At 46.8% G+C, this 24,756-nt stretch carries 21 protein-coding genes; 16 read left to right on the forward strand and 5 right to left on the reverse strand.

Going from position 1 to position 24,756, the window contains the following annotated elements; all coding sequences use genetic code 11:
* Positions 1–29 precede the first annotated feature (29 nt).
* Positions 30–533 (forward strand): MarR family transcriptional regulator, encoded by a 504-nt coding sequence (locus ACUUJN_RS01385; protein WP_028541919.1) that lies wholly within the window; start codon positions 30–32, stop codon positions 531–533.
* Positions 534–736: 203 nt separating this feature from the next.
* Here the strand turns inward: ACUUJN_RS01385 and ACUUJN_RS01390 are convergent, their stop codons facing one another.
* Together ACUUJN_RS01390 and ACUUJN_RS01395 are read right to left on the reverse strand one after the other, a co-directional pair.
* Positions 737–1,666, reverse strand: a complete 930-nt coding sequence (locus ACUUJN_RS01390; RefSeq protein WP_023986559.1) for a response regulator — start codon at positions 1,664–1,666, stop codon at positions 737–739.
* Positions 1,667–1,671: 5 nt separating this feature from the next.
* Positions 1,672–2,976, reverse strand: a complete 1,305-nt coding sequence (locus tag ACUUJN_RS01395) for a sensor histidine kinase (protein ID WP_076159906.1) — start codon at positions 2,974–2,976, stop codon at positions 1,672–1,674.
* Positions 2,977–3,187: 211 nt separating this feature from the next.
* On the opposite strand from ACUUJN_RS01395, the gene ACUUJN_RS01400 reads away from it, so the two are divergent.
* The 9 genes from ACUUJN_RS01400 (at position 3,188) to ACUUJN_RS01440 (ending at position 12,909) form a co-directional block, all read left to right on the forward strand.
* The gene (locus ACUUJN_RS01400; RefSeq protein ID WP_023986561.1) at positions 3,188–4,441 is read left to right on the forward strand and encodes a cation:dicarboxylate symporter family transporter; all 1,254 of its coding nucleotides are present in this window, start codon (positions 3,188–3,190) and stop codon (positions 4,439–4,441) included.
* Positions 4,442–4,698: 257 nt separating this feature from the next.
* A complete protein-coding gene (locus ACUUJN_RS01405) occupies positions 4,699–6,210 on the forward strand; it encodes a methyl-accepting chemotaxis protein (protein ID WP_071559475.1) in 1,512 nt (503 codons plus the stop codon).
* A 130-nt stretch (positions 6,211–6,340) separates the two neighbouring features.
* Positions 6,341–6,703, forward strand: a complete 363-nt coding sequence (locus ACUUJN_RS01410) for a DUF1304 domain-containing protein (RefSeq protein WP_023986563.1) — start codon at positions 6,341–6,343, stop codon at positions 6,701–6,703.
* Between the two features lie 156 nt (positions 6,704–6,859).
* Positions 6,860–8,479 carry an ABC transporter substrate-binding protein gene (locus ACUUJN_RS01415; RefSeq protein ID WP_028541924.1) on the forward strand — a complete coding sequence of 540 codons (1,620 nt, stop codon included), beginning with the start codon at positions 6,860–6,862 and terminating at the stop codon, positions 8,477–8,479.
* A gap of 72 nt (positions 8,480–8,551) precedes the next feature.
* The gene (locus ACUUJN_RS01420) at positions 8,552–9,502 is read left to right on the forward strand and encodes an ABC transporter permease (RefSeq protein WP_023986565.1); all 951 of its coding nucleotides are present in this window, start codon (positions 8,552–8,554) and stop codon (positions 9,500–9,502) included.
* 4 nt (positions 9,503–9,506) lie between these two features.
* Entirely contained in the window at positions 9,507–10,352 is an 846-nt protein-coding gene (locus ACUUJN_RS01425) for an ABC transporter permease (RefSeq protein WP_013308329.1), read from the forward strand.
* A 59-nt stretch (positions 10,353–10,411) separates the two neighbouring features.
* On the forward strand, positions 10,412–11,449 hold the full coding sequence (locus ACUUJN_RS01430) for an ABC transporter ATP-binding protein (protein ID WP_071559474.1): 1,038 nt from the start codon (positions 10,412–10,414) through the stop codon (positions 11,447–11,449).
* Entirely contained in the window at positions 11,442–12,404 is a 963-nt protein-coding gene (locus tag ACUUJN_RS01435) for an ABC transporter ATP-binding protein (RefSeq protein ID WP_484669191.1), read from the forward strand. Before ACUUJN_RS01430 ends, ACUUJN_RS01435 begins: the two co-directional genes overlap by 8 nt.
* A gap of 49 nt (positions 12,405–12,453) precedes the next feature.
* Positions 12,454–12,909, forward strand: a complete 456-nt coding sequence (locus ACUUJN_RS01440; RefSeq protein ID WP_076265107.1) for a hypothetical protein — start codon at positions 12,454–12,456, stop codon at positions 12,907–12,909.
* Positions 12,910–12,979: 70 nt separating this feature from the next.
* Here ACUUJN_RS01440 and ACUUJN_RS01445 read toward each other — a convergent pair whose 3' ends face one another.
* Both ACUUJN_RS01445 and ACUUJN_RS01450 read right to left on the reverse strand, forming a co-directional pair.
* The gene (locus ACUUJN_RS01445) at positions 12,980–13,594 is read right to left on the reverse strand and encodes a hypothetical protein (protein WP_069080541.1); all 615 of its coding nucleotides are present in this window, start codon (positions 13,592–13,594) and stop codon (positions 12,980–12,982) included.
* The gene (locus tag ACUUJN_RS01450; RefSeq protein WP_256026486.1) at positions 13,587–14,462 is read right to left on the reverse strand and encodes a hypothetical protein; all 876 of its coding nucleotides are present in this window, start codon (positions 14,460–14,462) and stop codon (positions 13,587–13,589) included. Before ACUUJN_RS01450 ends, ACUUJN_RS01445 begins: the two co-directional genes overlap by 8 nt.
* A gap of 177 nt (positions 14,463–14,639) precedes the next feature.
* On the opposite strand from ACUUJN_RS01450, the gene ACUUJN_RS01455 reads away from it, so the two are divergent.
* The 5 genes from ACUUJN_RS01455 (at position 14,640) to ACUUJN_RS01475 (ending at position 22,338) form a co-directional block, all read left to right on the forward strand.
* On the forward strand, positions 14,640–15,197 hold the full coding sequence (locus ACUUJN_RS01455) for a GNAT family N-acetyltransferase (protein WP_484669192.1): 558 nt from the start codon (positions 14,640–14,642) through the stop codon (positions 15,195–15,197).
* Positions 15,198–15,468: 271 nt separating this feature from the next.
* The gene (gene ppdK / locus ACUUJN_RS01460; protein ID WP_053324425.1) at positions 15,469–18,141 is read left to right on the forward strand and encodes a pyruvate, phosphate dikinase; all 2,673 of its coding nucleotides are present in this window, start codon (positions 15,469–15,471) and stop codon (positions 18,139–18,141) included.
* 218 nt (positions 18,142–18,359) lie between these two features.
* Entirely contained in the window at positions 18,360–19,658 is a 1,299-nt protein-coding gene (locus tag ACUUJN_RS01465; RefSeq protein ID WP_103744747.1) for an ABC transporter substrate-binding protein, read from the forward strand.
* Positions 19,659–20,072: 414 nt separating this feature from the next.
* A complete protein-coding gene (locus ACUUJN_RS01470; RefSeq protein WP_023986584.1) occupies positions 20,073–20,801 on the forward strand; it encodes a LytR/AlgR family response regulator transcription factor in 729 nt (242 codons plus the stop codon).
* Between the two features lie 433 nt (positions 20,802–21,234).
* Complete coding sequence (locus ACUUJN_RS01475) at positions 21,235–22,338, forward strand: hypothetical protein (protein ID WP_023986585.1); 1,104 nt, start codon at positions 21,235–21,237, stop codon at positions 22,336–22,338.
* 79 nt (positions 22,339–22,417) lie between these two features.
* Here ACUUJN_RS01475 and ACUUJN_RS01480 read toward each other — a convergent pair whose 3' ends face one another.
* Positions 22,418–23,254: a helix-turn-helix transcriptional regulator gene (locus ACUUJN_RS01480; RefSeq protein WP_068938343.1), complete on the reverse strand. Its 837-nt coding sequence runs from the start codon at positions 23,252–23,254 to the stop codon at positions 22,418–22,420.
* Positions 23,255–23,391: 137 nt separating this feature from the next.
* Here ACUUJN_RS01480 and ACUUJN_RS01485 point away from each other — a divergent pair, with 137 nt between their 5' ends.
* A complete protein-coding gene (locus ACUUJN_RS01485) occupies positions 23,392–24,678 on the forward strand; it encodes a Gfo/Idh/MocA family protein (protein ID WP_075153566.1) in 1,287 nt (428 codons plus the stop codon).
* Positions 24,679–24,756 lie beyond the last annotated feature (78 nt).

The raw sequence follows: 24,756 nt of genomic DNA on the forward strand, positions 1-24,756 counted from the left end.
GTATGCCAAAGGAGTGACCATTTGTTCGTATGGAGAAAGCGACATCAGTTCAGCATGTTTATGATTTGCTCATTAAGATGAATCACCAGCTGGAGCAGCATCAGCAGAGAGAGAGCATGACTATTCTCGAAGAAATCCACGAGCATTTTGATGGAATTGCTTCGCTCAATCTGACGGATGTGCACGTCATTGACTGTATCGGGAGGCATGAGCCGATTAATGTTACGACATTAGCGGATCGAATTGAGCTGAGCAAGGGTACAGTTTCGAAAGTCAGCACCAAGCTGATCAAGGAAGGCTGGATTCGCAGAACCCAGCTTAACGACAACAAGAAAGAAATTTATTTTCGGTTAACCCCGTTGGGGAAAAGACTCTTTCTTGTGCATGAACGACTGCATGTTAAGGTACAGCAGCAGTTATTTGAATTTTTAAATCGTTATAGCTCGGAAGAACTGAATGTCTTGAAACGTCTGCTGTCCGATGGTGTAGATCTCTTGGAAGCTATGGAGTGGCAGGACAAGAGTCTGGACTAAAGGGATATCGAATCATCAACGATGGGCACCTGTTTTATCTCCGAGTAATAGATACATGGGGAGATGCAGGTGCTTTTCTTTTAATGTCAGCAGTTTGCATAATTCGATTCCCAACGCTCGAAGGTACAATATTTAGACGGACTAACCCGTTCCGATCTATATATTGCTGATTTGTGAATACTCTTGGGATTTATGCAAAATGCTTAGTGTAATAGCCGTTTTGCTTCCATATAGAGCACCTGTACGAACTTTTTCGTATTAATGCGGGCTTGGGACAGTGAAGGCTCCACATTGTTTTGCAGCTCCAGCATTTTTTTGCGGATTTCTGTAAAATCAAAAAATTTGGATGCATAATTTTCAAATTTAGGATGCGTATAGTCGGTCAATCCGAGCGATACTATATGGCTTAGCGTCTGGAAAATAGCGCGGCGGACACGTTGCTCCGATGCTTTGATTTCCTTACTCAGCTCTACTGCTGAGGCTGAAGCCCCCAACCGTTTGGACGCCACATTGGCAAATATATCCTTCAACGGCGGGAACAGATAGGGAGATAGATTGCCTGTTTCCTCCTCATACTGGTCCAGAAATTCCAGCATGTCCAGTAGATCCATACTCCCGGCTTCCCCGATCATCCCCATTTCAGAGAGCAGAAACTGCCCGGAAGTTACGATGTTTCGGGTCGGTTCAATTGTTGCCGTTGGGTTATTCGATGTGAACATCGACAACCCTTGAAGCGTGCGCTGGATATCCGTAATCGATTGCTGCATGCGCAGACGCTCAGCCACCTTATGAATAACTGCAATAATCTCCAGTCGATTCAAAGGCTTGGCCACATAATATTCAATACCGAGCGAGTACGCCTCGCCGATCATGTTTTTGGATTCGATGCGAGAAATCATAATGATTTTGCCGCTGAATTGATCGCCGAGTGCACGCACGGTCTGAATGCCGTCACGAAGCGGCATCAGCAGGTCAATCAGCAATACATCAATCCGGTTCAACTCCAGGAGGCCGCTATTCACGTAGGTACCATCCTCTGCTTCCCCGATGACTTCCCCTAGACCTTCGTCTTCAATAATATCTGCCAGCATAGAACGAATTCCCTGATCGTCATCCACAATATAAAAACGCATCCGGGCTATCTTCCTTTCTCCGTCAGTTTCCGTAAAGGCAATGTAATTCTAAAAGTGGTCTGTAATCTATCTGTATTCTCTTCTTCATCCTGTTGCAGTTCAATCGTTCCTTCAAGGCTCTCCGCGACCTCACGCACATAAAACAATCCCATACCGGTCGACGGCTGTCCTTCCTCATCATACTTGGTCGTATACCCCGGTGTGAAGACCGTTTCCCGTTTCCGCTGAGGAATACCCGGACCGTTGTCGGTAACACTAAAGGAAGCTATATCCTCTTTTCCCGGGAGACAACGAATGGAAACGTCGATCCTTCCGTTGTCCTTCATTGCTTCAACCGCATTGGCTGTCAGGTTATTAATAAGTGTCAAAACGGTATAAACATGCAGCTTGGGTAACAAAGGATCGACATCTAGGGTAAAACGAATAGACTTGTCCAGCGATTGCGCATATTTGCTGTTCGTTCGGATGATTAGCTCCCCAAGCTCTTGAGAAGCCATGTAATGGACTCCGCTTTCGGCATCAATCAGCTTGGACAAACCAGCAAAAATCCGCTGGCTGTCTTTTTTGATCTCGTGAACCTGTCCGGAAATACGAAGTGCCTGTCTGGCGTAATGTTCTCTATCCTTCAGAGATTCATCCTGCTGTAGCTCACGGTACAGCTCGTAGCTTTCACGAGTGATTTGTTCTGCATGTGATAGTGTTTTGCCTAACTGGACCGACTCCTCATACAAGTCCGATACAAGGAGTAAAATTCGCTCTGTCTGCTGCCTTTGTGCCTCTTCATGCTGAACCGATTGATTTAACCGAATCATATTATAAAACCCAAGCACGAAGAAGCTGCGGATCATAGCCATGAAAGCTACTTTGCTGATCTTAATGATGTCCCAGAAATCGCCGTCCATGCTCCACCGGACGCTAAGTTCCGACACACTTGCGGCAACCTCAATCCCTACAGAGAGGATGCCCACGCGGAGTGCGCGGTAAGGCTCAGCATTAATGTTAAGGACCTGGAAGAGCAGACCGTAGACCATGTAATAAAAAAAGGTAGGGCCATGTAGTGTCAACAACTCTTCGAAGGGAAGACCGGGCTGAGTGTAATGATTGAGTAAGATGCGAAAGGCCACTACAGCTATCCCTGCAAGCACTCCCGATAATGCAGGCGGAATATGACGAATAGATAACAGAAAGAAAAAAAATACAGGCGTACCAAAGCTGAGACGGAATGTATTAGCGAACGGGTGAATATTCAGCTCACCTGCGAGCGGTACAAATACAAGCATGAGCAGGAAAAGGAGCGTATTCAACTTCATCCATATTCACCTCCTGGGTATTCAATCAGAAAGGCAATGTGAGCTAAATTCACAGGCTCGCCGTTAAAGTTTGTGAATTTATAGAAAAAAATAAATGTGGCTGTAGATAATTGTCGTTTTTTATAGATCAGATTGTAGTATAAATAACATCATTTGAATATTAAGAACAGCATACTGCAAAAATATACAAATCAGCCAGGGGGGACACGAAGTGAAAAAGATTAATTTGACGATGCAAATCTTTATCGGTCTGGCTTTAGGTATTATTATTGGTGCCTTATTTTACGGCAATTCAGGGGTGGAAGTCTACTTAAAGCCAATCGGCGATATTTTCATCCGCTTGATCAAGATGATTGTCGTGCCTATTGTGATCTCGACGCTCATTATCGGCGTTGCCGGCGTGGGAGACATGAAAAAACTAGGTAAACTTGGCGGCAAGTCTATTCTGTACTTTGAGATTGTAACGACAATCGCCATCCTTTTCGGACTGCTTGTTGCCAACTTGGTTCGACCGGGTGACGGCGTGGATATGTCCCACCTGGCCAAGAGTGATATTCATTCCTATGTGGAGACTGCAGAGAAGTCAGGCCATAGCTTTATAGATACGATTGTGCATATTGTTCCTACCAATATTATTCAAGCTCTGGGCGAGGGAGATATGCTGGCTATTATATTCTTCTCCGTACTGTTTGGACTAGGGGTAGCGGCGATTGGTGACAAGGGCAAGCCCGTGCTGAATTTCTTTGAAGGCGTAGCCGACGCCATGTTCTGGGTAACCAATCAGGTCATGCGCCTGGCTCCGTTCGGAGTATTCGCACTTATTGGAACGACAGTGGCCAAGTTTGGATTGGCCTCGTTATGGCCATTATTGAAGCTTGTTTTGTCGGTGTACGGCTCCATGGCGCTGTTCATTGTGATTGTTTTTGGAATAATTGCCAAGCTTTGCGGTACCCGACTCTGGACCATGATTAAAATTTTGAAAAGTGAGCTGTTGCTTGCATATTCGACGGCCAGTTCGGAAAGTGTTCTGCCTAAGATCATGGAGAAGATGGAGAAGTTCGGATGTCCTAAAGGAATTACTTCCTTTGTCATTCCGATAGGGTATTCTTTTAATCTGGACGGTTCCACCCTGTATCAGGCACTGGCTGCGATTTTTATTGCCCAAATGTATGGTATTGACCTGCCAATCACGACACAAATCACGCTGGTGCTAGTTTTGATTATTTCATCCAAAGGTATTGCAGGGGTGCCGGGTGCTTCCTTTGTCGTTTTGCTTGCTACACTTGGAGCAGTGAATCTCCCGCTGGAAGGTTTGGCTTTTATCGCTGGTATTGATCGCATTCTGGATATGGCGCGTACGGTAGTCAATGTATTAGGCAACTCGCTTGCCGCTGTGGTCATGTCCAAATGGGAAGGCCAATATGATAAAGAAAAGGGCGAAGAATACGTTGCTTCAATTAAATAAGATGCGACGAACTGAATAGTTGACAGAAAGAGCACCTTTGTGAAGTATTGCGAAGGTGCTCTTTTCGTTTCCAGACTTATTAAGACCTTTCCTTTTTCGACATTTTTCGATGTTTTTTGTATGAATATATAGGTATATGGACATAAAAATGATTCTTATTACCTATGCAATTTTAGATTTATTTATAATGATTCTTAATAAAATTCCGATATTAAACTATATCGTTTTATATATTGGCTTAGAAGGGAAGAGCATATATGTTTTTTAAAAAAAATGAGACCGACTCACTTGCTCCTTTAGTAGAAGAAAGCCGCAAACTTTCACAAAGAATACAGCAGAAGGATTATTCCGCCGCAATACAAGTTTCAACCAAATCTTCCGAGGTTCAAGAAATCGCAAACAATGTCAACCAAGCGCTTGAGTCCATGAAAAAGGATGCTCAACATGTTGACATCCGTCTGAAGCTTGTTACCAAGGCTATAGAGATTGGCTTATGGGACATGGAGGTGGTTGCGGGTGATCCCGTCAATCCAAGTAATACGTTCACATGGTCAGAAGAATTTCGTGCTATGCTGGGGTATCAGAGCGAAAAGGACTTCCCCAATGTATTAAACAGCTGGGCATCCCGGTTGCACCCCGAAGATCATGACAGGTCATTGGCGGCTTTGTCAGATCATTTGCTGGATTTTACGGGAAAGACTCCTTATGACGTACAGTATCGTTTGAAGCTGAAGCATGGAGAATACCGCTGGTTCCGGGCTACCGGAACGACGATCCGCGATCAGCAGGGAGTGCCGCTTCGAATTGCGGGTGCTCTATTGGATGTGCACGACCAGAAGATTAAGTCCGAGGAGTTGCAGGCTCTAGTTACAAGATATGATCTCATCAATCGTGTTTTGGTGGAGGCTCCATATGATGTCATTCTGGCTGATGGAGACATTGAGAACCCGGATAATATATTTTGGTGGTCCCAGCAATTCCGCCACACCTTGGGCTTTAAGGATGAGCAGGACTTCCCGAGTGTACTAAGCAGTTGGAGTTCGCGTATACATCCTGACGATGCCGAGCATGCGTTTAAGGCTGTAGTTGATCATTTAAATGACTATTCAGATCGTACGCCATATGACATGGTGTGTCGCTTGCAAAGTAAAAATGGCGAATATCGCTGGTATCAAAACAGTGGAAGAAGCATACGCAATAGCAAGGGAGTGCCTATTCGTATTGCCGGGACCATTCGTGATATCACAGTGGAAAAGGAAAAGCAGGCTGTCGCGGATGAGCTTACGCTCAAAATCCAGCATCTCTCCGATTCCATTACGGAAATGGTGAACGGCGTTAACTCGGTTAGTAACCAGGCGCAGGAGCTGGCAACGGCTCAGGAGCAATCGACAGAGGCAGCGAATCAAGCCAAAGTCAGTGCAGAAGAAACCCAAAACATTTCCAACTTCATTAAAGAGATTGCGAATCAAACAAATCTGCTGGGTCTGAATGCTGCCATTGAAGCATCGCGTGCGGGCGAGCAGGGGCGGGGTTTTGCGGTAGTCGCAGATGAAGTGAGAAAACTTGCCATTCACAGTGCTGATGCGACCGGAAATATCGAGACTAGTCTGGACGAAATGAAGACACTCATCGAGCGGATTTTGCACAATATCGGTAATATGTCTACGCTGACACAGACACAAGCCGCGCTAACGCAGCAAGTGAATGCATCTACGGACGAGATTAACAGCATGTCCAAATCTTTGTTGGATTTTGCAAGAACGATGTAAGGCTTCATGTAGAAATGAGGCCGGGCCTTAGGCTCGGTCTCTTTACTGTTTTTGGAAGATGAACTATACTTTTCGAGAATAGATCTAAAAATCACCTCATAGTAACTTTATGTGGAAAAGAGGAATATACTTGAGCTTACTTAGTTCAATATTGGTCGGAATTGTAGCTCTGGAGCATGTGTACATTCTAATATTGGAAATGTTTCTGTGGACGACTCCGCGGGCGATGCGTACGTTCGGCACCTCGAAGGAGCTGGCGGAAGCAAGCAAATCCTTGGCTGCAAATCAGGGGCTGTACAACGGCTTTTTGGCAGCCGGATTGGTGTGGGGCTTGTTCTATCCGGATACTGTGATCGGGCGGCAAATCCAATTATTCTTTGTCATTTGTGTGGTAGTGGCTGCGTTGTATGGTGCATTAACTGCTAATAAGTCTATTTTATTAAAGCAAGGCCTGCCTGCCATCCTGGCACTGATCAGTTTGTGGATACTCTGAAGACACCCTTACCGGGTGTTTTTTTCTAGATTCGATCACATAATGTCTGGAATGCTAATGACAAGGGGAATAAACAGTTTTTGATCGATTGTAAATCCGACTATTCCGATTTATAATAAATTTATTACATACTAAGAGGACACGGGGGCTAGAGCGATGCGTCGTAATTTGACTGGTGTATTGGTATTAATTGTATTAATGTTGGTTGTAAGTGCATGCTCCGGCGGGAATTCTGGATCTACGTCTGAGACGAATGGGAATACGCCCGGTACAGCTACCACAACAGCTGATAACGGACAGCCTAAAGATGGCGGCAGCCTGATCATTGGCGTACAAGCTGATCCGGTGGTGCTGAATCCGAACTATGCGGGTGACCGGGTAAGTCTGACGATAGACCAGGCGATATTCGCACCATTGTTTCAAGTGAACAATGGCAAAAAGACATTTTATTTGGCAGACAGTCTGACTCCTTCAGCAGACAAGCTGACTTATACACTAAAACTGAAAAAAGATCTGACTTGGCATGATGGCGAGAAGCTGACAGCTGACGATGTCGTTTTCACCATTAACAAAATTTTGGACGAGAAGCAGCACAGCTTTTTGAGAAGTAATTTTATGGTTAATGGCAAACCGGTACAGGCGAGCAAGGTTGATGATACAACGGTCGATTTTAAGCTTCCTCAGCCAGCTCCTGCTTTTGAGGCAGCACTGGTACAGGTATCCCCGATTCCGAAGCACATTTTCGAGAATGAAGCGGATATTGAGAAAAGCACGAAAAACAACTCTCCGATTGGATCAGGTCCTTTCAAATTTAAAGAGTACAAAACTGGTGAGTACGTTACACTCGAACGGTTCGATAACTATGTTGGCGGCAAGCCGCATCTGGATTCAGTAACATACCGGATTGTTAAAGATTCGAATGCTGCGAATTTGGCCCTTCAAAATGGTGAGATCAATGTAAACTATCTCGATCCACAAAATGTAGAGACCATTAAGGCAACAGATAAGTTTGACATTTTCCCTTACAGCGAAGGTCGCTTGGCTTATCTGATGTTTAATGAAAACAGTGATACGAAGCAGTTGAACAAAAAAGAAGTGCGTCAGGCGCTTTCTTATGCATTGAATCAGGATGAATTGATTCAGGTATCCTATGGCTCCAAGGATTATGCAGATACTGCGAAATCTGCTCTGACACAGGATGTACTGTATCACACGAACGACGTTGCATTTTTCAATAATGATGTGAACAAGGCGAAGGAGCTGCTGAAATCGGCTGGAGCTGAAGGACTGAAGCTGCGCATTATCATTCCGGGCGGCAACAAGGTACAGGAAGCACAAGCGCTCTATATCCAGCAGAAGTTAAAGGACATAGGCGTTCAGCTGGACGTGAACAGCATGGATTCCTCGGCATGGTCGCAAAAGTTCGTCGATACGAATGCCAAGGACTTCGATCTGGCGATCAGCGGCTATATCATGGGGTATGACCCTGATGCGTATCGTATTTTGTATAGCACCGGATCGTCCTCCAATTATTCGCATTATTCAAATAAAGAAGTGGATAAGCTGCTGGAAGAGGGCGCGGGTGAGTCGGATACGACTAAACGTGGAGAAATTTATAAAAAGGTACAAGAGCTGCTGGCTGAGGATGCTGTCATCTACCCGATTGCTTACACCAAGACTATTGTAGCCTTCGACAAGCAGTATGGCGGTATTGATCAGGCTGTGTTGAAGCCGGTCGTGATTTTCGAGGATTTGTCCAAAATTTATCACAAATAAGACAGGGTTTTCAAAAATAAGCTGGGCTAACCAGCTTATTTTTTTCGAAAACAGCAAGGGGAAGGGAAACGTATGAGACAACTCATCGCCAGAAGGTTGCTGCAAGTTATACCGATGCTATTTTTTGTGTCCATCGTCTGCTTCGGCTTGATCAAGCTGGCTCCAGGTGATCCGGTTCTCTCTTTTGTTACACCGAATATGCATCTGGAAGACATTGAACGAATGAGGCATAGCTTGGGGCTGGACCAGCCCGCTTATGTGCAGTACATATTATGGCTTAAAAAGAGCCTAACGGGTGATCTCGGCTACTCGCTAATTAATCACCAGCCTGTGCTGGATCAGATTCTCGATCGTCTACCGGCTACAGCCGGGTTAATGGGCGCATCTATCATACTGGCTGTGCTGATTGCAATTCCACTCGGTTTGACGGCTGCGGCTAATCGGAATCGCTGGATCGACAAGCTCATTAATCTGATGTCGTACATCGGGATTTCTGTTCCGCTGTTTTGGCTCGGTATTTTACTTATTTATTTGTTTGCGATTTATCTGCACTGGCTTCCGAGTACAGGGATGCGTACCATCGGTACGGACTCGGTGCTGGATGTGATTAAGCATGGAATTTTACCGTGTTTTGTACTGGCTTTCGGCTTTCTGTCTGTGTATGTGAGGTACATCCGTTCCAGCACGATTACGCAGCTCAAGGAAGAGTATGTGCAGATTCAATACGCGTTCGGGTCTGGAAAAAGACTGGTTTTGTTTCGACATGTGCTCAAGCATGTGCTATTGCCCATCATTACGCTGCTCGGAATGTCGGTTGCGGACCTGGTGGCTGGAGCCATTGTGACGGAGACAGTATTTTCCTGGCCGGGCATTGGCTCGCTGGGTATGACGGCGGTGAAAGGGATGGATTATCCCGTCATCATGGGGATTACTTTATTTTCCGCTCTGCTGCTGATCCTGGGTAATCTGCTTGCAGATATCTTATACAGCATTGCGGACCCGAGAATTAAATCAACGAGGTGAATTCATGAATCGGAGCAAATGGCGCAACATCGGGATCGAGCTGATGACGAGCAAAATGGGCGCCGTCGCCCTCATACTATTGATCGTATTCTCGCTGGGGGCGATTTTCGCATTTTTATCGCCGCAGGACCCAAATAAGTTGAACGTGCTAGAGCGTCTCCAACCGCCGGGAGCGGCACACTGGTTTGGGACGGATGATTATGGGCGGGACTATTTTACAAGAGCACTGTACGGTGGACGTGTATCATTGCTGGTAGGCTTTGCGTCCATGATTATTGCGACCAGTATCGGTGCAGTGGTAGGTATTGTGAGCGGATATTTTGGAGGATGGATCGACAATCTGCTTATGCGGGTTTTGGAGCTGATCATGTCGATTCCGTCTTTCTTGGTTATTTTGCTGCTGAGTGTGTTTTTGAAGCCGGGCGTCGGCAATATCATTGTCATTATCGCCCTGCTCATGTGGATGAACATTGCCCGGGTGGTTCGTGCAGAGACAATGACGTTGCGCGAACGGGAGTATGTACTATACGCCAAAGCTTCGGGACAAAGTACGTTTGGTATTATTATGAAGCACATCGTACCGAATCTGATTCCGGTAATTATCGTAGGGGCGACGAACAATATCGCTTCAGCGATTATGATGGAATCGTCACTGAGCTTCCTCGGCTTTGGTGTTCAGCTGCCGAATGCTACGTGGGGCAGTATGCTGAATAATGCCCAAGGATATATTGCACAGGCCCCATATATGGCATTATTCCCGGGTCTACTTATTTTACTGACTGTGTTGAGCTTTAATGTTTTGGGGGATGTGCTTCGTGTAGGCTTTGAACCCAAATTAGTAAAACGATGATTCATAGCACAGATCCATTACAAATGGCTCCAGGAGCGACAGGAAGGAGCGAAAACACAATGACAGAACATCTACTGTCCGTCGAACAGCTGGAAGTCTCCTTTTTCACTCGTGAAGGGGAAAATCAGGCAGTTCGAGGGGTTAGTTTTCATATTGATGCTGGAGAAACGGTAGGAATCGTAGGAGAATCCGGCAGCGGCAAAAGTGTTACAGCGAAAGCGATCATGTCGATGATCGCCCCGCCGGGCAAGCGGCTGAGCGGCGATATCCGTTATCGGGGACAAAGTCTGACCGCTCTGACGGAAAAGCAATGGCGCAAAATACGCGGAAACCAGATTGCGATGGTCTTTCAGGACCCGATGACCTCACTGAATCCGGTCAAAAAGGTTGGCTATCACCTGGTTGAGGTGATCCGCAGACATCGAGGACTGAGCAAGGAAGCGGCTACGCAAGCAGCTGTAGAACTGCTGCGACAAGTAGGCATTACCGAGCCGGAGCGCCGAATGAACCAATACCCGCATCAATTCAGTGGCGGGATGCGCCAGCGGGTGATGATTGCCATGGCGCTCTCGTGCAGCCCGGAGCTGCTGATTGCAGATGAGCCGACTACAGCGCTGGACGTGACGATTCAGGCGCAAATCTTGGAGCTGCTCAAGACGCTGAAGCAGCAATCCGACATGTCGATTGCTCTGATCACCCATGACCTGGGCGTCGTCGCCCAGGTGTGTAGCCGTGTCATCGTCATGTACGGCGGTATGGTGATGGAGGAGGGGCGCGTGGACGATATCTTTTATCGTCCGGGCCACCCGTATACGCAGGGCCTGCTGCGTTCTGTGCCCCAGCGCACGAACGGCTTCCGCGAGCGGCTGGTGCCGATTGAGGGCACGCCGCCAGACCTGCTGAACCCGCCATCGGGCTGTCCGTTCATGGAACGGTGCCCGCATGCGTTTGCCCGCTGTGTGGAGCGGCCGCCGATGGTGGAGCTGCGCCCGGATCAGCGAGCAGCCTGCTGGTTGAACGAGCCGGACGCAGTGCCTGCTGGAGTCTACGAGATGCCCGAAGCGGGGCAAGCGGAAGGGGGGAATAACGGTGAGTGAAGCAAACGATGTATTGGATGAGCATCAGCCCTTGGTAGAGGTACACCAGCTTAAGAAGCATTTTGTGACCGCAAAGGATTTGTTAGGGCGTAGCTCTGAGGTGCTCAAGGCGGTGGATGGCGTGAGCTTTCAAATCAAGCGTGGTGAGACGTTCGGACTGGTCGGTGAGTCAGGTAGTGGGAAATCAACAGTTGGACGCTGTCTAACACGGTTATACGATTATACAGAAGGTACGGTACGCTTTGACGGTCAGGATATTTCCAAGCTGAACGACAAACAGCTCAAGCCGCTGCGTCGGCGCATTCAGAGCATTTTTCAGGACCCATATTCCTCTCTTAATCAGGGTATGAACGTGCTTGACCTGATCGGTGAGCCGATGGATATTCACAGATTGCATCAGGGGAGTGAGCGTAAGGATGCTGTAGTGGCTTTGCTTGAAAAGGTAGGGCTGAAGCGGGAGCATCTGTATCGCTACTCGCACGAGTTCAGCGGCGGGCAGCGCCAGCGGATTTCCATCGCTCGTGCTCTCTCCGTGAACCCCGAGTTCATCGTCTGTGACGAGCCGATTTCGGCACTGGATGTGTCCATCCAGGCGCAGGTCATTAACACGCTGGAGGATCTCCAGCAGGAGTTCGGGCTGACGTACCTGTTCATCGCCCATGACTTGTCGATGGTGCGGCATATTTCAGACCGAATCGGTGTGATGTACCATGGGCGACTGGTAGAAGTAGCTGATGCAGATGAGTTGTATGAGCAGCCCGCTCACCCTTATACGCAGGCGCTGCTGTCCTCCATCCCTGTGCCTGATCCGAGAGCAGTCGGAGAGCGGGAGGGACTGGAGGGGGGCTTGGCCCAACCAGACGGCTCATTAGTATGGGACAAGGATAACAACAATGCAACCGAGCTGAGAGAAATCAGTCCCGGCCATTATGTAGCATACCCGGTTAACCGTTAGGGTTAAGAGCGGTTGTACGATGTGCATGACCCAACGGAGGTAAAAAACGATGACTGAATTGACGAAAAGAGTACGTATTTCCCAATGGGACGCACTCTTGCTGGAATCATTACGCTCTTTAGGCTGGTCCCAAGACGAATTAATCCGTCGGGTGCAGCAAAATGAGCTGCCAACGGACGGACCATCCGATTTTGATTATACAGAGCTTGTCACCGGACTGGCGTCCAAAGAGCCGGAGGTGTTTGTCAGCGCGGTAACGGACGGATATCAGATCAAGTACAATACGATCCGGGGCATCCGTTCGTGGATTGCCGTTGCGTTCGGGCGGGAGCCTGAGCTGTCACTGGAGGAAGGAAGCGAAGCTGTTACATCCGAACTGACGAAGGCTGAGTATGATCGGCTGGAGGGAGTGCTGTCGTTAGGCTGGTTCATCCAGGAATTACGTCCCGCGGCTGGCGAGACTTCAGGATTATACCGAATTGTACCTGCTGCACAGACGAATTAAATATTGTTTATGGAGTAACGCACTTTACCGGAAATTGAAACGAGCTGACCGTGAAGGCCAGCTCGTTTTTTTAATGCAATCCTTCTTCATCTTTTTTATTCAGCATGACCAGACTATTGTGAATGACCCGTGTCATGCAGTAAAAGAAGGCCATTCTGGTGGTTTGCATGATAGCTCCCAGCAACATGGACATCGACTCCATATGGGAAAAATGTAAGATAAGAATCCGGTTAATAATCCCTTCACCAAACCAGACAAAATATAGCGGAACAATCATCTTTTGAATATAACGGGCTTTGCGCTCCAATTCGGGGTGGAGCGCAAAGTACCTATAAATATGGGCGAATGTATTGGAGAATCCCCACAAGTTAATAAAAGGAATCATGCGAGCAATGGCTCCCACGGTACGAATCGGATAATCGGAATGCTTTTGCCGGATGGCTTTATGTACTTGAACTAGCCAGATCAGATAGGTTACAAAACACATGTAGTACAGAACAAAGCTAAAAACCGTAAATTTTTGCTCCAGCTCGTATAGATGATCGTAATAAAAATCATTTGCGTAAATATACACTAACGTAAAAATAAGGATGAGAAATTCGCCCATAGTGCCCACTGCTAGTAAGGCTTGATGTACACTGCCAGCTGTCTTGGACGGGAATGCTTTGGAATCTGAATCATTCAAGATGTACTTCCTCCCAGTCTAGTTGCTTCAAATACACGATAGCATCCTCCAGTGTTTCTACGGGGATAATGCGTAGCTTGAGTCCATGCTCCTTTTGGACTCGGGCAGCTTCTGCTTCGTTGCCTTCCTCACCGTACCATTCATAATCTGCCGGTACGAAAAATAGATCAACCTTTGCAGCCTCGGCTCCCAGCAGCTTTTGCTCCAGTCCACCGACCGATCCGACATCTCCGTATTCTTCCATCGTGCCAGAGCCTGCGATTTTGTGACGTCCGCCATCTGAAAAGTCGATGTTATTGGCTTCCTCATACAGTCCGATGCCTGTCATCAGACCCAAGGAATTTCCCGAAAGATCCTGCAAATGAGTCAATAGCTCCGCATAGCGAGCATCCTCCAATTTGCTAAGTTTCGAGAACGTCGCCGTAGCCTCAGCTGTGTCGCTGTCTACGCTTAATTCCGTCGCTGCATGTACGGCTTGCATGGCAGAATATTTTAGCGTGTCCGTCTCTGTGAGGTCCTTCAAATAAGAGTCCACTTCATCAGGGGCAAGGGGTTCAAATGTAATCGCTCCCCCGGATACATTTTCACTGGAATATACATTCCAACGCTCCAGGAGATTGTTAGCAATACCCGTTTGAACAGACGCAAAAAACACGCTTCCCTGAACGCCAAGATCTTTGACCGGATGCATTTCTCCTTGCAAAATATACTGTGCAGGCATAGGCCGTGTTCCAATAAAGGCAGCGATAGCCGGGATCAGCAGCAGCGCGAAGATGAGTATACGTTCTTTGTTTATGCCAAATATCTTTTTGAGGAGATATGGATTACGGCTTGGCACCTCATTCACAACCTTTCCATCTTTTCTCATACGGATATCATCGGTTGAAATGATTAGAAAGGTTACATTTTTCACCATAAATGATCGATAAGAGTATAGCCGTATTTATATTATAGAGGTAATGAAGAGGATGATTTTGTAGATTTAGACGCTCATTTTTTATGCTATATTTTATACATAAGGAAAATTTGAGAGTTGAGGTGCAGCATGACATCAATGACTATTGTCAAATCATCCGTCACACCAGAATTAATGGCTTTTCAGGCAAGCACTGAAGATCAGGCTGAGGTTCAGGAGTTAATTTTAAAGACGGCCAGATGGCTGCACAGCAAAGGCTCCACGCAATGGGGCAACTTACTTAAAGGAAAAGATGATCACAACTTGGGCGGTGCTATTGCACGCGGAGAAGTGGTTATTTTCCGAGCATCAGAGGATCATAGCCTGGCAGGCGCAGTGATCTTGCAGCAGCAGCCCAGTGCATGGGACCGTAAGTTGTGGGGACTAGACGAAACGGATTCTGAAGGAGGAACCTCAGTATATCTGCATCGTTTGGTTGTGGATCGCGATAGCACTGGGAAAGGGCTAGGCCGTGAGCTGATGCAATGGATTGGACAAGGCATCCACTTCACAGGCAAGGATCGAATCCGTTTAGACTGTATTGCGGGAAATGACAAGCTTAGCGAGTTTTACACACAATGCGGTTATACGTATATAGGCGAAACGAACGGCTATAATATTTTTGAAAAGATGCTAACAGAGATGTAGAAAAATAAAATCTGAGCTGAGCAAAGGGACGTCTAGACAGATGTCCTTTTTGTTTTTTTAAGTCGTGTCATTCTATCCCGATATACGTCTAATTCCGAATTAAAGTGTTTTATAAATAAGTTTATTCATTAATTAAAACATCATAAATGAATGTTATAGGTATATATTACGTCATATATATTGAAATTTCCTCCTGATTTGTGTTACAACTTTAAATAGACATATAGATTAATTCAGGCATGTATCTCGATAAGTGGAGGGAATGAATTTAATGCTGAAAAGAGTGTACTCATTTAACGAAGGTAAGTTGGGGATGAAAGCGCTACTAGGAGGAAAAGGCGCTAATCTCGCGGAAATGACGACACTGGGTCTCCCGATCCCTCCCGGCTTCACGGTGACCACCGAGGCGTGCCGAGCCTACTTTGCTTCAGGCGGCAAGCTTCCGGAGGGCTTATTGGGGGAGATCGTAATCGCCCTGCACGACATTGAGGAAGCGCAGTCGGCTATATTCGGAGATACGGAGCGGCCTTTGCTGGTATCTGTCCGTTCAGGCTCGGTAACCTCAATGCCCGGTATGATGGATACGATTCTGAATCTGGGTCTGAATGATGAAACCGTGCGTGGATTGGCAGAACAGTCGAGAAATGAAACCTTCGCCTATGACTGTTACCGCAGATTTATTCAAATGTTCGGCGAGGTCGTGCTAGGGATAGACTCCATCCATTTTAATCAGCTTCAGGAGCAGAGCAAGCAAACCAACGGGCGTGTCAGTGACCAAGAGGTTAGCGCAGGAGAATGGAAGGAACTGATCGCAAATTATAAAGATCTTGTCGCAGAGCGGAGTGGACAGCCGTTTCCACAGGATGTGTATCAGCAACTGCAACTGGCGGTGGAGGCTGTATTCCGCAGTTGGAACAATATGCGTGCCAAGGTTTACCGGAAGGCTTTCGGCATTCCAGATGAACAAGGAACAGCAGTGAGCATTCAGGCCATGGTGTTTGGCAATCTCGGCAACGATAGCGGAACCGGAGTGCTCTTCACTCGCAATCCCTCCACAGGTGTGAAGGAACTGTACGGTGAGTATATGGTAAATGCTCAGGGAGAGGACGTCGTGGCAGGAATAAGAACGCCTAACCCTATTCCACAACTTTTGGAAGAGCTGCCGCTAGTCTATGATCGTCTGGAAGAGCTGGCCTCATTGCTGGAGTGTCATTACCGGGATATGCAGGATATCGAATTTACGATTGAAAAAGGCAATTTGTATCTGCTACAGACGCGCAGCGGCAAAAGAACGGCGCAGGCGGCTGTAAAAATAGCTGTGGATCTGGTGGAGGAAGGGATTATCAGCAAAGAGGAGGCTATCCAGCGGATCGAACCGTCCCACATGGACCAGCTGCTGCATCGCTCCATTGATACTTCCACACCGCTGGAGGCAATTACCCAAGGTTTGCCAGCCTCGCCTGGCGCAGCGAGTGGGCGTATTGTATTCGACGCGGATACGGCAGTGAACTGGACGAAGGATGGGCAAAAAGTCATCCTGGTCAGTGTGGAGACCTCACCCGATGATGTTCACGGAATCATTGCCGCCGAAGGGGTGCTGACGAGTCGAGGTGGGATGACCAGCCATGCTGCTGTGGTTGCAAGGGGCATGGGTAAACCCTGCATTTGCGGCTGTGACGCGCTGAGCATTGATCTGAGCAGTCGGAGCGTCAGTATCGGTACCCTGACCTTTCAGGAAGGGGAGGATATTTCACTCGATTCGACCACCGGACAGGTGTACCAAGGCAGTCTGTCGCTCAATGAGCCGGTTATTACACCGGAGTTACTGAAGCTGCTGGAGATTGCGGACGGCATTCGGACGTTAAAGGTCTACACTAATGCGGATACGCCACTCGACGCAGTCAAAGCCCGTGAATTTGGAGCCGAAGGCATCGGGCTATGTCGGACGGAGCATATGTTTTTCTCTGGCAATCGTCTACCTATCGTTCAGGCGATGATTTTGGCCGATGATCAGGAGGAGCGGATTCTTCATTTGAATCGTCTGCTCCAAATGCAACAATTTGACTTTGAGGCTATGTTCAGTGCGATGGACGGTTTACCGATGACGATTCGCCTGCTGGACCCGCCGTTACATGAGTTCCTGCCGAATCTGGAACAGCTTCAGGAGCGACATCGGGAGCTTGTGCTTTCCGGCGGCCATGCGGAGGAGCTCCAGCGTCTTAAAAGCACTATCTCCAAGGTTCATGAACTACGGGAAATTAACCCTATGCTGGGTCTGCGCGGTGTTCGGCTGGGCATTCTGTTTCCAGAGATATACGACATGCAGATTGAAGCGATCTTTAAGGCCGCGGAAGCGGCACTACGCAGGGGCGTGGATGTGAGACCGGGGATTATGATTCCGCTGGTCGGTCACTCCAATGAACTCAAGCAAATGAGGGAACTGGTTGATAAGGTAGCCGTTCAGGTGCTTAGCGAGGAATTTAAGTGGTTCAAGTATCGGGTGGGCACCATGATTGAGGTTCCAAGAGCAGCCCTGCTGGCAGATAGCGTGGCCCAGTACGCGGATTTTTTCTCCTTTGGAACCAATGATCTGACGCAAATGACCTTTGGTTACAGTCGAGATGATGCTGAAGGTAAATTCCTCGGCTCCTATATGGAAAAAAACATACTGGAAACGAACCCTTTTCAGGTGTTGGATCAGGATGGCGTAGGCAAGCTGATCGAATGGGCTGTTGTCAAAGGCAGGGCAAAAAAGCCTTTTCTGGAGACAGGTATCTGCGGCGAGCATGGCGGGGATAGTGAGTCTATTCTCTTTTGTCACCGCAGCGGACTGGACTATGTCAGTTGCTCACCGTACCGGGTGCCATTTGCCCGCATTGCCGCTGCCCAAGCAGCTTTGCTTGTCAGAGCGGAGCAACCTGAGGGATCGTTGTCCGCTTTGTAGCTTATTAGCATATTCAAGGCAGCCTTGCTTCAAAGGCTGCCTTGTTCGTTTTACAGCAACATTGATATGCAGATCTCGTCGAGAACAATAAATTTTATATAGAAATGAAAATGGGGATATCGTGTCTCGCCCTCCTACATATGATGATAGGGAAAGTTTTGTAAGCGTTTCAAAAAAAGAAGACATACAACCAAGTGAAGCTACAGGAGGCGGTTAAGGTGGACAATTACATGAGCTGGATAAAGATTGGATTTTTCCTCAGCGTTCTGTTTTTGCTTGCAGCGGCATGCAGTACCTCTCCCAAAATAAAGAACACAGACGGGCAAAAAGTGCGGCTTACGATGCTGGCTTGGGGTAATCCTGCGGAGGTGAAGGTGTATCAGCGGGCGCTGGATGCATTTGAAAAGGAAAACCCATATATCGAGGTTAAGCTGGTGCCTGTGCCGGGAGACCAATATGAGCAAAAGCTGCTGACACAGCTTCAGGAAAGTCGCGGACCGGATGTGTTTTATGCGTATGAACCGACGATTGCGCGTTTGATCGGGGCGAAGCAGGTGCAGCCTTTGGGTGAGTTTTTAAATAGTGATGCGAGTGATGTGAAGGCTGAGGATTTTCCGGAAGGATTGTGGGGACCGGCAAAGCGTGACGGGGAAATCTATGGGGTCACTCCCGACTCCAACCCGATGGTCATGTATTACAACAAAAAGGTATTTAAGGAAGCAGGCGTGAAGACGCCGCAAGAATACTATGACGAAGGCAAGTGGAACTGGGATGCTTTTGAGGAGGTTACATCCAAGCTGAAGGCAGCTGGAAAGCAGGGTTATATTGCGGAAAACTGGTGGGCTCACTGGTATTCATGGGTGTGGTCGAATGGCGGTCAGATCTTTGATGAACAAGGCAAATATGTGCTGGACCACAATGAAAAGGGCAAGGAAGCCTTCAGTTTTATGTACGATATGGTGAAAAAGGGAAATGCGGTATATCTCGGCTCGCTTCCCAAAGGGCAAGGGGCTGACGCGATGTTCGTGTCCAATCAAGTCGGCATGCTGGCGGCGGGAAGATGGCTGGAGCCCTTGTTTAGTCAAAATAAAAGCCTCGACTTCGATTATATCTACTGGCCATCCAATACCGGTAAGAATGAGCCCGTCGCCATTCCGGTTGCCTATGTAGCTGTAAACAAAAATAGTCCGCATGTGCAAGAGGCCATGAAGCTGGCAGCATTCTACGTCTCTGTGAAGGGGCAGGAGGCGCGGCTAGTTGAAGGCGGGAATGCCATGGGTACACTTGCTGCGGCAGATGAGAGCATTAAGAAAAAGGCGACAATTGAGCATTCAAGCTATTTGACTGAGGGATGTAACATAGGGCATGCTCATGGATCTGCACTGGCCTATGATGCTCAGGTGCCGGGGTTGAACTCGGATATCACGGAAACCATCGACCTGATGTTCCTGGGCAAGCAGGATGCTGCGGCAACCATTGAAAAGTTGAATCAGATCATATCCAAGGCTGTCAAGTAGGCACGGGATGGGCCGTGACCGGGGAGGAAGGTGACAAGATGCAGAAAAAGCATCAAGCGCTGTGGGGCTGCCTTTTCATTGGCCCCCAGCTTCTGGGTCTGTTAAGCTTTTGTTAAAAATTGTTTTCCAGGTTCTGATTAGTTACCCCTTAAAAAGTCAGAGTTTCGCCTTAAAAACAAGCAAGGAATTCGAGTCGCCCATGTAGAAGTTGTTGTTGTCGAGGGAAAAAAGATTCCAAATAAGTCGTCTCGTGCTACGCCGTATTATGAAGGAAACCCGTCTGAAGATGAATTGCCCGTCCCCGTCATAGAATCACATATCAAGCAATTCGGTAAAGCGCCGCAGGCTGTAGCCACCGACCATAAATTTTCAACACTTGTATCTTAACTGTACAAATGAAGGAAGTGGTATGCCGTGAAGGTCGTAATTTGTGAAGACGAATGTTATTGGCGCGATGCGTTAAAAGCGTCTATATCTCGGTGGGCTTTAAATAAAAATATAGAGCTGCAATGTGCTGATTTTTATTCGTCCCAGAAATTAATTCAATATCTTAATGCTCACATAGATATAGACGTAGTTTTGCTCGATATTTCGCTAAGTAGTGAAGAAGATATTGATGGGATGACTACAGCAAAGCATATCCGAAAAATGGGCAATCGGGTACCTATCATTTTTGTTACCGTTGATTCTGCTCGTGCTATTGACGGATATTTAGTGGAAGCAATGGGCTTCTTGAAAAAACCTATTGACGAGAAGCGACTTTCGCTATTTTTGGATAGAGTAGTGAAGCAAAAAAAACCGGAGCGAGTGTTCACTATCATAGCAGAGTCCACCATAAATAGTGTTCGTCAAAGTGATATAGTTTTTGTGGAAGTGAATAATCATACGATAATCTATCATACAACAAAAGAGGAAATCTATCTTAGAGGAACCTTAAACAAAGTGATGCAGTTATTAGGCTGTGAAAATTTTATCCAGATACATAGGTCGTATGTAATTGCAAAATCTAAAATCTACAGAGTAAAAATAACTTATCCATATTCCGTCGATATTTTTAATGGTCATGAGATTACCAATCTCCCTGTGAGCAGGAATTATATTACTAACCTGCTTGAGGTATATTCAGATGATGTATTGCAGTGAATATTATAAATACAGTATGCTTTCTTGAAGTCTTTTGAACGAAATGTAGCGTCGTACTGATACCCTTGGCGTAATCAGTCCTATCATCAGAAAGGCATGCCCAAATTAATGAAGGGTGCCGCGAAACAGCTAATTTACAGCTGGTTTGCGACACCCTCTTTTAGTTGTCCGGACGGAAATTTACTCGTATTTCATGCTGTTTACGACATCAACATACTATCTACGCCAGTCCATTGAAATTTCTTCTGTACTATTTAATAATCTAGACACAACAGAAGAAACGATTGACTCATATTCAAAACTACGAAAGGAGAATGCGAGTGATATAGACTTTTACGTTATGCATCTTAGAGATGATCATGTACATGACTTCCTAGAACGAAGCTTACTAATTTTTTGAAAATAAGTATCTCAATCGTGAAAGGAGTACATTATGAAATTTGTCAGAAAAAGTGTTAGTTTTATTTTGGCAATACTGCTCATGTACAGTGTTTCAGTAGTTCCCTCTTTCGCGGCAAGTGAAACAACGTCGCAAGCGGCTAAGGAAGAGACGAAGAAGGCAGAAATTCAATCCATGTCCTCGATACCGTATTCTGCAATGGATACTCAAAAATTTGAAAATCTAGATGAAATATCTCCGGACGAAGCGAAAAAGATTTCCACAGATTCAACCCAGAGCAGAACCGTTAAACCGCAAAGCGCATGGGGTATCTCTGAACCTGTATTTGTAGGAGATGGCACTCTCAGTGATTCATTTGATAGCTACGCGGTTTCTCTCACTGCAAAGCAGCTATCATTCCTAAAGCTGGATTCCAGCAATCCAAATCTGTTGGCTATTCTGTACAATGTCAATGCCAACGGCTCGTTAGGCAGTTCTACTGGATGGGGTGTTAAAGCAAACGGAGGTCAAGCATACATTAATATCCCGGCAGGTAAATATGCGATTGTAATTGGTTCTGCGACAGGTGAAGAAAAAGGCAGCTATAAATTGATGTGGAATGCTTCCAATCCATCGGGTGCCTCTGCCATTATCAATTGTACAGCTGACCTTTCCAGAGTCGTATTGTATTATGATCTTTCAACGATCCGCAGCAACGGAGATAATATCTTAACGGGACTCAATTGGGAAAACCACGAAACTTGGTATACCCCAAATGGGTATTCCGCTAGAGATATGAGCATTTCAGTAGCTGAAGTAAAGGGCGTATATTTGGGGTCGTTCTCCAGTAGTGCACCCTATTCTGCTCCAAATGCATTACTGATTGAAATCAATAAGGGGTCATGGCTGTATAGTAACAGCTATTATCGTAATGTAAAAGGAGATGTAACCCATATTATGGATTACACCGATCCTTCGGGTCTTCAAACTCCGAGAACCTTTGGAACAGGGGAAGCCGATTTTTCGTATGGTCCTAATTACATCGTTATTAATTTGGATACATTCCAGGTTTGCGAGTTCTTAAGTCCATTCAATTATTTTTATACTTCAGATGGTGGCCGCACCTATTCGCTTACCAAGCTACAAAAAATATCTTAAATCGAAATCTTCATCATTGTCTAAAAGCAAATTATTGAAGGCATCACCTTGATGGGAGTTAAGGAGTAGGGGCATTCCTCTACTCCTTTTTGTATTTTTTTCGGTACTGTAGCGGGGTGTGCCCGGTAAGATGCTTGAATACACGACCAAAGTGAGCAATGCTGTCAAAGCCCGTTTTTTCAGCAATGGAGGTTACTTTCCAGCTCGTTTCTCTCAAATACGCACGAGCCTGCTGCACCCGCACATCCTGAAGATATTCTACTAAAGTAAAACCTGTTGTCTGCTTGAAAATACGGCACAAATACGTGCTGCTAATATAAAAATGCTCAGCCAGCTGATCTAGCGACAGGCTCTCGTCATAATGAGCATGCAGGTATGCAATGACCGAGTACACGCGCTGCTGCTTTTCGCTACGTTCCGGTGCAATGGTATCGGCAGTGGCCGATTGTATGCGCCGGATGCGGATAAGGAGCTGGAGTAGCAAGCTTTGGAGATATAGTTGGCGGTAGGCATGTTCTTGGTGGTATTCATCTAGCATTTGCCGGAATAGATGCTCCAGCTCGCATTGTTCTTCCGCGGAGGGGCGAAGCAGAAAGCTTTTTTCTGGCAGAAGAAGCTGGTTCTGATCGCTGGAGGGAGAGACATTCATTGACGAGGCTGCAAATTCTTCATCAAAGTTAATCAAAATCCGTTCATGGCTACCACTACCCTTGTTACTCGTACGGTGAAAATCATGTTTGCTGATCCAAATCAGATCGCCCTTCTGGAGCGCGTATACCCGCTGATTAATGTAGTAGTAGCGCTCTCCTGCCAGCAAATAATAGATTTCGTGCGCTTGGTGGACATGGTCGGCAGACATGCTGAATGGCACCTTCCGCAGTGCTTGCTCGATGGCAAAACGGGGTGTAGCGATCATATCGATAGTCTCCTTTAATAAAAAATGCATAAGGATAATATATGTACACTTTACGGGAAAAATCATAATAAAAGCGAAGATTTCGCTCTTTCTTATACTATAAAATAAAAGCAATTCATGTAAAGGGTGTGAACCAATTGCCTAAAATCAAATATGCACTTGTGGGTACCGGAGGAAGAGCCGAATTTTTTTACGGTGAAGTTGTTACCGTTTTCAAAGATACCTCGGAGCTGATCGCGTTCTGTGACGTCAATCAGACGAGAATGGATTATGCCAATCGGCTGTTGCAGGAGAAATACGAGCATGAGCCGATTCCGACCTATAAAGCTCACGAGTTTGATCGGATGATCGCGGAGACGAAGCCAGATATCGTCATTGTCACGACCATTGACCGGGTGCATCATCGGTATATTATCCGGGCGATGGAGCTGGGCTGTGATGTCATTTCCGAGAAGCCGATGACGGTGGATGAAGATAAATGCCAAGACATTTTGGATGCCATAGACCGCACGGGACGGAAACTGCGCGTCACCTTTAACTACCGCTATGCGCCACATAATACGAAAATCCGTGAGCTGATCATGGACGGGACGCTCGGAGAGGTGCTGTCGGTCAATTTCGAATGGCTGCTGAATACACAGCATGGCGCCGATTATTTCCGTCGGTGGCACCGGGACAAGCGCAATAGCGGCGGTTTGCTGGTGCACAAGTCGACGCATCATTTTGATCTGATGAACTTCTGGCTTGGCTCAAAACCGGAGACGGTGTATGCGATGGGGGATCTGAAATTTTACGGACGGGAAAATGCGGAGCAGCGTGGCGTGACGGAGTTTTATCAACGGGCTTACGGCAGCAAGGCAGCGGAAAATGACCCCTTTGCGCTACATCTGGACCGTAACGAACATCTAAAAAGCATGTATCTGGATGCTGAGCATGAGGATGGCTATGTGCGGGATCAAAGCGTATTTGGCGACAATATCAGCATTGAAGATACGCTGAGTGTCATGGTGAAGTATCAGAACAAGACGGTGATGAACTATTCACTGAATGCTTACATGCCTTGGGAGGGCTTTATCATCGTATTTAACGGCACAAAGGGACGGATGGAGGTTCGGGTATCCGAGCAATCCTATGTTAATTCCGGCGGCAGCAAGGCAGATGAGGGTGCACTAAAAGAGAAGACCATCACCATCTATCCCCACTTTGCAGCACCTTATGAGGTCGAAGTGGAGGAAGGCCAGGGGGGGCATGGCGGAGGAGATCCAGTTATGCTGCGTGATATTTTTGATAAGCCGGCAGAGGATCGGTTTCATCGTGCGGCCTCACATATCGACGGTGCATGGTCCATTTTAACAGGCATCGCCGCCAACCGTTCTATGCGTACAGGTCAGCCGGTGAAGGTGGAGGAACTGGTGCGCTTGTAATGAGCAGTAAATTTAATACCGAAAAGCCCCCTCTAACTAGATGAATAGAGGGGGCTTTTGGGTTGTATTTATATATAG

The sequence above is a fragment of the Paenibacillus sp. LRG-1 genome, from assembly GCF_057220305.1.